General features: G+C 36.4%; 6 protein-coding genes. All 6 read left to right on the forward strand.

From position 1 onward, the window contains the following. Nucleotides 1-71: 71 nt before the first annotated feature. The gene (locus VL047_RS03745) at nt 72-1,322 is read left to right on the forward strand and encodes an efflux RND transporter periplasmic adaptor subunit (protein ID WP_325358656.1); all 1,251 of its coding nucleotides are present in this window, start codon (nt 72-74) and stop codon (nt 1,320-1,322) included. 56 nt (nt 1,323-1,378) lie between these two features. Then, nucleotides 1,379-2,053, forward strand: a complete 675-nt coding sequence (locus tag VL047_RS03750; protein WP_325358658.1) for an ABC transporter ATP-binding protein — start codon at nt 1,379-1,381, stop codon at nt 2,051-2,053. A gap of 43 nt (nt 2,054-2,096) precedes the next feature. Beyond that, complete coding sequence (locus VL047_RS03755) at nt 2,097-4,469, forward strand: ABC transporter permease (protein ID WP_325358661.1); 2,373 nt, start codon at nt 2,097-2,099, stop codon at nt 4,467-4,469. Between the two features lie 24 nt (nt 4,470-4,493). After that, nucleotides 4,494-6,926 (forward strand): ABC transporter permease, encoded by a 2,433-nt coding sequence (locus VL047_RS03760; RefSeq protein WP_325358663.1) that lies wholly within the window; start codon nt 4,494-4,496, stop codon nt 6,924-6,926. Nucleotides 6,927-6,935: 9 nt separating this feature from the next. Further along, entirely contained in the window at nt 6,936-9,395 is a 2,460-nt protein-coding gene (locus tag VL047_RS03765) for an ABC transporter permease (protein ID WP_325358665.1), read from the forward strand. Between the two features lie 10 nt (nt 9,396-9,405). Beyond that, nucleotides 9,406-9,963 (forward strand): TolC family protein (locus VL047_RS03770; protein WP_325358667.1); only part of this gene is annotated, 558 nt, incomplete at its 3' end.

Genomic DNA, 9,963 nt, shown 5'->3' on the forward strand with positions numbered 1-9,963 from the left:
TCTGTGTGTTAAATATGTGGCACAAGCTTGTCTATAGATTGGAAGGCAGATGGTTATATCTGATATAAAATATGGACAGAATACTGATTAAGAAAAAGTGGAATAATAAGCGTATTGCAACCATTGCAGGTATTGTTGCATTATTGCTATTAATAACAGCAAGTTATTATTTTACATCTGGAAATTCAAGGTTGAATGTTGAAAAAGAAAGGATCTCAATTGCTGAAGTTAAAGATGATTCTTTCCGGGAATACATACCGGTTAATGGAATGATACTTCCTATTAGTACTATCTATTTAGATGCTTCAGTTGGTGGTCGTGTTGAAGAAAAATTTGTAGAGGATGGTGCCATTATGAAAAAAGGGGATGCCATTATGCGTTTATCAAATACGGATCAGGAATTAAGCCTGGTGAACCAAGAAACACAGGTATTAAATCTTCTTACTCAAATGGAGATTGCCAAAACGAATGCCCAACAAAACACCGTAATACATTTGAATCAAATGGCAGATGTAGAAAATGCATTTAGAGAAGCGAAGCGCATATATGATATGAATAAGCAACTCTATAAAAAACGAGTGATTAGCTCTCAGGAATATCAGAAGACACTAAATGATTATAACTACCAAAAAGAGAGAAAGAACCTTGCCAAACAAATTTTAAAGCAAGATTCTATTTCTACTAAACAATCCTTAGATCAAAGTGAGCAAACCTATAATCGTACTCGAAGTGCACTCGAACTTATGCGTAGAAAAGTAGGGGATTTGATTGTTCGTGCACCGGTTGATGGGCAGTTAACTTCTTTCGATGCTGAAATCGGACAAAGTAAAAGCTCTGGAGAGCGATTAGGCCAAATCGATGTTTTGAGTGGCTTTAAGGTTCGTGCCGATATAGATGAGCATTATATTTCCAGAATATACCCGGACCTCGAAGGTGAGTTTACACTATCAGGAAAAACTTATAAATTACGCATAAAGAAAGTTTATACCCAAGTAACCAATGGTCGTTTTCAGGTCGATATGGAATTTAGCGATGAAATTCCGAAAGGTATACGGCGAGGTCAAACTCTGCAGATACGTTTAGCCTTAAGTGATGAAACGAAGGCTTTGGTTGTTCCTAAAGGTGGATTCTATCAGCAAACCGGAGGAAACTGGATATTTAAGCTTGACAAAGATGGTAAAACTGCCTATCGTGTTGATATTCAGTTGGGAAGGCAGAATCCTGACTTCTATGAGATACTACAAGGATTAAAACCAGGTGATAAAGTAATTACATCAAGCTATGAAAGTTATGAGAAAGTCCAAGAACTTGTAATTAAATAGCGTATAAAATAATTATAAACTAATTCTGAACTATAAATTAATAGCTAAATATTAATATGATAAAGATAACTGATCTTCAAAAACTTTACCGCACCGAGGAGGTAGAAACCATAGCCTTAAGTAACTTATCGATGGAAGTTAAAAAAGGAGAGTTTATTGCAGTCATGGGCCCATCTGGTTGTGGTAAATCAACCTTGTTAAATATTATAGGCTTATTAGATGACCTTGATGGTGGTAGCTATCGTTTTAATGATATTGAAGTTGCCAAATTCAATGAGCGTAAACGATCTGATTTGCGTAAACATAATATTGGTTTCGTCTTTCAAAGCTTTAATCTTATTGATGAGCTAACCATTTTTGAAAATGTAGAGCTTCCCCTAATATATACTAAGGTTCCTGCTGCCGAACGTAAAAAGAGAGTTGAAGAGGTGCTTGAAAAAGTACAGATCATGCATCGTCGAAATCATTTCCCGCAACAGCTATCGGGCGGACAACAACAGCGTGTGGCAGTTGCTCGTGCAGTAGTGAATAATCCTAAATTGATTCTTGCTGATGAGCCTACCGGTAACTTGGATTCGAATAATGGAAATGCAGTTATGCAGCTACTTACAGAATTAAATGAACAAGGTACCACCATTGTAATGGTAACCCATAGTGAGCATGATGCAAGATATAGTGATCGAATAATCAGGATGCTAGATGGCCAGGTAGTGATGGAAGTTGTAGGGTAATATTGAGTTCTTTATAATAGTATGTCTCCAATTAGAAAAGAAAATGATACGAAATTATATAAAGGTTGCTTGGCGGAGTTTATGGAAAAATAAATTCTATACTTTAATTAATATTAGTGGTTTAGCAGTTGGTTTGGCCACTAGTATTATGTTACTGCTGTGGGTACAACATGAATTAAGTTACGATAAATTCAATAAAGATTACCAAAATATATATCAACTAAGTTCTCATTTTCAAACAAATGGAGATAATACTACCTGGAGAGGTGTACCAGGCCCTTTAGCAGTTCTTGCACAGTCCATTCCCGAGGTCCAATCAAGTGTAAGGGTACTAAGCGAATTTGATCAAGTTCTTTACGACCAAGAAAAGAAGAAGGTAATAGATGGCAATATAGTTGCTTTTGTTGATAGTGGTTTTCTTTCTATGTTTAACTTTCCTTTAGTTAAAGGAAATAAAATCACTGCCTTTCCTGATAATAATTCTGTTGTTATTACCCAATCTACTGCTCAAAAACTTTTTGATAATTCAGATGCAATAGGTGAAACTATTATATACTTTGGAACCAGTTTTATAGTGACTGGGGTATTACAAGATTTTCCTGAAAACTCCTCCATGCATTATGATGTATTATTCCCGATGGATCTATATGCACAGCAATTTACAGAAAATGGTGGGAATGGCGATTGGAAAACCATTGATGAAGATATGGGTAATTTCGCGTTTACTACATTCGTAAAATTACAGCCTAAAGCAGATTCAGAAAGAATAGGAGAAGTGTTTTCCGCCGCTTATAAGAAGGCTAGAAATGGTGGTGATGTTGCTTTTCGATTACAAAACTTAGCAGATATTCACTTGATAAGTGCAAATGGAAACAATTCTGCACTTAGAATGGTGCAGATATTTATGTTGGTTGTGATCTTGTTGCTCGCCATTGCAAGTATTAATTATGTAAATCTTTCTACCGCACGGTCGTTATTACGGGCAAAAGAAACCAGTATTCGGAAAATCATCGGTGCGGGTAAGTGGCAATTGTTCTTCCAGTTTATGATAGAAACTGTCGTTTTGTTCTTCTTTGCAACCTTAATTGCGATTATGCTGATATTTCTATTGATGCCCTTTTATAACAGTATTTCTGGCAAAATGTTAATTTTTAGTCTGGTCGATATTAGTGTATGGAAAGTAGTAGTTTTAGCTGTTATAGGTACACTGCTTGCTTCAAGTATTTATCCTGCTTTACTATTATCATCCTTTAAGCCAATTGAGTCTTTAAAAGGCAAGATTACTTCAGGTTTGGGAATCACGTCGTTTCGGAAAGCATTGGTGGTTTTTCAATTTTCAATATCTGTTATTTTATTGGTCTGCACTATAATTATGAGTAAACAGATGACTTTTTTAAAGAAGAAGGACCTGGGTTATGATAAAAGCTATGTTTTTACGGTTCCGCTAGCACAGCAAGTAGCAGATCATTTAGATGCTATAAAAGCCGAATTGCAAAATCAACAAGGTATTTTAAATATCGCTACTTCGGATGCTTATAATCTTTCTAATATTGGTAATTCGTCAGGTGATATTGAATGGGATAACAAACCAGCTAATAGCAATATGATAATTACACAGACTGTAATAGATAAAGATTTTATTTCCACGATGAAGATTCCATTTTTAGAAGGAAAAGACTTTACTGGTACACCAATCGATAGTTCTTCGTATATATTAAATGAGACTGCAGTTAAACAGATGGGGTTAGAGCCACCCTATGTAGGACAGCAAATTTCTTTCCATAGTAGAAAAGGAACGATTATAGGAGTTGTCAAGGATTTTAATTTCCAATCTTTAAAAGAAAAGATATCCCCTTTAATTTTCTTTTCCTGGTGGAAAGGAAATATATTATATATCCGTACTACTGCTGAAAATGCACAACAGGCTATTACCGCTGTAGAAAAACAGTACAAGAAGTATGCAGATAATAGTCCTTTCTCTTATAATTTTATTGATAAACAATTTGAAGCACAATATCGATCAGAACAACGTGCGGGAACGCTTTTTCATGTATTCGCAGGTATTGCCATTTTTATTTCTTGTTTAGGATTATTTGGTTTGGTCACCTATACCATGCAAGTAAAAGTTAAAGAAATTGGAATACGAAAGGTATTAGGTGCAAGTGTTTCTGGTATTGTACAAATGTTATCCAAAGACTTTTTAAGATTAGTTTTTATAGCTTTTCTTATAGCAATACCAATTGCCTGGTGGTCAATGAATCAATGGTTGCAGGATTTTGCTTACCACATAAATATTTCATGGTGGGTATTTGCCCTAGCAGGAATTTTAGCAATGGTGATTGCATTAATAACTGTCAGCTTCCAAGCAATCAAAGCAGCTATCGCTAACCCTGTTGATAGTTTAAGAGACGAATAATTTACAATAAGCAAGAATAACATTATGCTAAAGAACTACATTAAAACTACATTACGTCATCTCTGGCGCCAAAGATTATTCACAGTTCTGAACGTATTAGGGTTGGCAATTGGTATTAGTGCCAGTTGGATCATATATCGTATGGTTGATTATGAGTTTAGTTTTGATAAAAAACACCCGGATTCTGAGCAGATCTTTCAAATTGTAAGCAGGGCTTCGAGCTCTGATGGAACAGAGGGTGGTTTTGCGGGTATCTCCAAGGGATTATTATCTCCTTTATTGAATGATATAAGTGGGTTGAAAGCAGTTGTTCCAATGTATTATCGGTATAGTGAAATTGCCTCTATAAATCAAGACCAGGAAAAGCCACTAAATTTTGACAATCCGGAGAAACAAGTAGGTACTTTATCATCCTATTTTGAGATGATTCCATACAAATGGTTAGCGGGCGATTCAAAAACAGCATTGAATGCACCAAATAAGGTTGTCCTTACTCAGAGCCGTGCCCAACAGTATTTTCCTGATATGCCTGTGCAAAGTGCATTAGGTAAGACAATTATATACGATGATACATTATCGGTAGTCGTTTCAGGGATAGTTGCTGATTTGGATTACCCTAGTAGTTTTGATGCACAGGAATTCTTTGCTATATCATCCCAAGATTTAATAAGCGATGATTGGGATGAAAAGAATTCAGCTAACTTATTGTATATAAAATTGGCGAAAGGAGGAACTCCAAATGCTGTTCTTAAACAGCTCAATACTATAAATGAATCATATAATAAGAAGAATTTTGAGAAATATAATTATAGAACATGGTATGACGCTCTTCCTTTAGCCGATAAACACTTTGCTGTCGAATATGGTTCAAATACTCGTACAGCTAACAAAAATGTATTATACGGGCTTATTGGTATCGCTGTTTTTTTGATAGCATTAGCCTGTATAAATTACATTAATCTAAGTACTGCACAAATACCTCAGAGAGCCAAAGAAATAGGAATTAGAAAAACTTTAGGCAGTACACCGGCTATGTTAATCAATCGTTTTCTGGGTGAAACATTAACGATTACTTTATTGGCTATTCTCTTATCCTTTTTATTTTCCTTTTTTGCCTTCCGGCTATTCAGTGATTTTATTCCGGAAGGTATGCAAGATTTTGTCAATTATAAGGGAATGATAGTTTTTGGCATCTTGCTTATTGCAATAGTTACTGTTCTTTCCGGTATCTATCCTGCCTGGCTCATTACTCGTGTACAAACTGTGAATGTACTTAAAGGGCAAGCAGAAAAAACAATGGGTGGAATCAGGTTTAATTTACGCAAGAGCCTTATTGTATTTCAATTTGTTGTAGCCCAAATTTTTATTATCAGTGCGGTCATTATTGGACAGCAATTACGATATTCTCTAAATAAAGACTTTGGCTTTAATCATGAAGCTGTACTCACCATTGATGTGCCATTTAAAATACATATTAATGAGGAATTTAAAGGTAGGTTATCTGTCTTGAAACAGGAATTGGAAAAACATCCGGAAATTACAGCAATTGCACTTGGGGAACTTCCAATGAGCGATAATATGATGGCTACCATTCTTACTTATCAGAGCGATACCGGAAGAATTCAACAACAGGTAATGTTTAAAAACATAGATACCGATTATATTGATTTATATAACATCCCCCTTCTGGCCGGACGTAATTTGCAGGAATCAGTTACAACGCGTGAATACATTATCAACGAGGTGGCATTGAAGGCATTCGGGTTTCCAACACCTGAATCTGCTATTGGTAAACAGCTAACCAACTATAATGATAAGAATTTACCTATTACCGGGGTGGTCCGAGACTTTCATGAATTCAGTTTAAAAAGTGGTATAGAGCCTGCAGCCTTTATTTCAGAGAAGAATAATTTCAGAACTCTAAATATTAAACTGCCTGCTTCGCAACCCGATCAATGGGAAAAAGCAATACAAATAATTGAAACAGAATGGAAGGGAGTATATCCGGGCGTACCGTTTGAATACAAGTTTTACGATGAAACCATTGCATCTTTATATCAACAAGAACGTAATACTTCAAAGCTTGTTGGAGCTGCCACAGGAGTAACGATTTTTATCAGCTGTCTTGGTTTATTCGGACTTGCAACCCTCACTGCTTTTCAGCGTACAAAAGAGATTGGTATACGCAAAGTACTAGGTGCTACAGTTGCAGGAATTGTAAAGACCCTTTCAAAAGACTTTGTCAAATTAGTATTCATTGCGATTGTTATAGCCTCACCCATTGCTTGGTGGGCAATGGATAAATGGTTGCAGGATTTTGCCTATCGGGTAGATATTCAATGGTGGATGTTTGCAATAGCTGGAGTGCTAGCTATCCTTATCGCGTTGTTTACAGTAAGTTCTCAAGCGTTAAAAGCAGCCTTAGTCAATCCGGTAGACAGTCTAAGAGATGAATAATAAATTAAGATGATGATTAGAAACTATTTTAAAATTGCCCTGCGTAATTTTTGGAACAATAAAGTTCTCTCACTTATAAATGTGTTCGGACTATCCATTGGCATCAGTGCTGCATTAGTAATTTTCCTGATTGTTGCTTACGAATTTAGTTTTGATAGATTTCAAAAAGATGCTGATAGAATCTATCGTGTTGTTCTTGATGTAAATTACAATGGTACCGAAGGCCATTCAGCAGCTGTACCTTCTCCTCTCAGTAGTGCAATTCAAAATGAAGTCACAGGTATTGATGCAACAGTTCCTGTAATGCAATTTCAGGGAGATGCAACAGCGAGAGTAGCAGTTAAAGGTAATTCTGATAATCCTGTTGTTTATAAAAAGCAATCGGACATAGTTTTTACTAATCAGCAGTATCTCCAATTATTATCCCATCAATGGATTGCAAACTCAAAACAAATATCACTCGAAGACCCTTTTACTGTGGTGCTTACTGAAAGTAGAGCAAAGTTGTATTTCCCGAACATTGCCTCAACAGATATCATCGGTAAGCAAATCACTTACAATGATATTAATGTAACTGTTTCTGGTATCGTAAAAGACCTGGATGAGCATACAGTATTTACAGCTTTAGAATTTATTTCCTTTCCTACCATTTCAAAAACGAATCTCCAAGATCAGTTTATGATGGATGTATGGAATGATTGGATGATATATTCGCAATTATATATCAAAATATCCGAAGGTAATACACCTGAAAAAGTAGAGATGCAGTTAAAGAGTATCTTGAATAAGTATGATAAAGAAGCAAATAAGGATGCCTTTAAATCCATGGCTTACCATCTACAACCTTTGAATGATTTGCATTTCAACAACAAATATCAGGGTATTGGGAATAGAATTGCACATAAACCTACATTATATGGCTTGCTTTCTATTGCAGTTTTCCTCCTGTTATTGGGCTGCATCAATTTTATAAACCTTACTACTGCGCAGGCTTCACAAAGAGCAAAAGAAATCGGTGTCAGGAAGACAATGGGAAGTTCAAAAAAGCAGTTAATATTACAATTCTTGAGTGAAACATTCTTCATTACATTAATAGCTACAATAGTTGCAGTTGCATTTACACCCTTACTCCTTAAAATGTTTGAGGATTTTATTCCTCCTGGATTGCATTTTGATCTTATAAATCAGCCTTCTCTCATCCTGTTTTTATTATTTCTTACAATATTGATAAGTTTTCTTTCAGGTATTTATCCTGCATTTATATTATCGAGCTTCAAACCTGTTTTGGTTTTAAAGAACCAATTTTCTACAGGTTCTGCGCAAACACGTAATGCATGGATAAGAAAGACGCTTACTGTTTCGCAGTTCGTTATAGCTCAGTTTTTTGTTATTACTACACTAATGATAAGTAAACAGATTAATTTCTCACTTCATGCGGATATGGGTTTTAATAAAGAGGCAATCATTAATTTTGATCAGCCACGAGATAGTATTTCTACACATGGAAAATTATTACTGAATGAAATTAAATCTTTACCTGGCGTAGCGAATGCGAGTACAGGATTTCTTGCTCCTGCAGACAAAGGAATGTCTTTTACTAATTTATCATTTATTGATGGCAAGGAAGAGATAAAGCCCAATGTAAATGTACAGATACGTTGGGGTGATCCGGAATACATGGATGTTTATAAGATTAAGATTTTGGCAGGCAGGAATGTAGAAAAAAGCGATACCATAAAAGAGTTTCTTATTAATGAAAGCTATGCTCATGCATTAGGCTTTCAACATCCGGAAGAAGCGCTTAATAAATTTCTGAAATGGAATGAGAAGAATCTACCAATAGTAGGTATCATGCAAGATTTTCATTTTCAGTCTACGCGAGCAGCTATTGGACCTGTAGTTTTTGGAGGCAGTAACGGACAAACTTTTCATATACAACTGAAACCGAATAGTGCTGATGGAGCTTTATGGCGAAATACCATTGCTGAAATACAAAAGGTGTATAAACAGATGTATCCGGAAGAAGATTTTAATTATACTTTCTTGGATGATACGATAGCCAATTTCTATGAAAATGAACAGCATACTGCTAATCTTTTGAAATGGTCAACGGCATTCGCCATTATTATTAGTTGTCTGGGTTTGTTGGGATTAGTAATTTATACAACGAATTTGCGTGGTAAAGAGATTGGTATAAGGAAAGTGTTAGGTGCTTCAGTTGCACAGATTGTTTCTATTTTATCAAAAGACTTCATACAACTTGTACTGATTGCGTTTGTCATTGCAGCACCTATTGCCTGGTGGGCTTCCTATAAATGGCTTGAAGATTTTGCTTATAGAACATCTATGAGTTGGTGGATATTTTTAATAAGTGGGCTGATCATGATTTTAGTCGCTCTTGCGACATTAGGGATGCAAACTATAAAAGCAGCCTTAGCCAATCCTGTTGATAGTTTAAGAGATGAATAATTAAATTAAGATGATTAGAAACTATTTTAAAATTGCCTTATCAGTGTTATGTTTGCTTTTTTCATTTTCGAGCCAGGCACAAGAGGTTTTGACTTTGGAGGAGGCATTGAACCAAGCTCTGAACAACAATCTTCAGGTAAAGCAGGCCTCCCTTCAAGCAGCCCTGACCGAGGAGGATGTTAAACAGGCGCGGATGAACTTCTTTCCCACGGTGAATGCCGGGGTAGACGGAAACCTGCGCTGGGGCAAGAGCTTCGACCAGTTAACAGGCAGCCTGATCAACCAGTCCACCAATTCACTGAACGGAAGCCTGAACGCTTCGGCCTCCGTATTTCAGGGCTTTGCGCGGACCAACCAGGTATCGGCTAACAAATACCTGTTGCTGGCCGACCAGAGCAACATTGAGAAGATCAAGAGCGACCTAGTACTTTCGGTGGTGACCAACTACCTGGAAGCATTGACCAACCAAGACCTGCTTGCTGCCGGAGAGCAACAGCTGGCCCTCTCGCAGTCCCAATTGGAGGTAGAGCAGATCAATTATGAGGTAGGGAACAAAACCCTGGCAGAC

The sequence above is a fragment of the Albibacterium sp. genome (assembly GCF_035514885.1).
Taxonomy (GTDB): domain Bacteria; phylum Bacteroidota; class Bacteroidia; order Sphingobacteriales; family Sphingobacteriaceae; genus Albibacterium.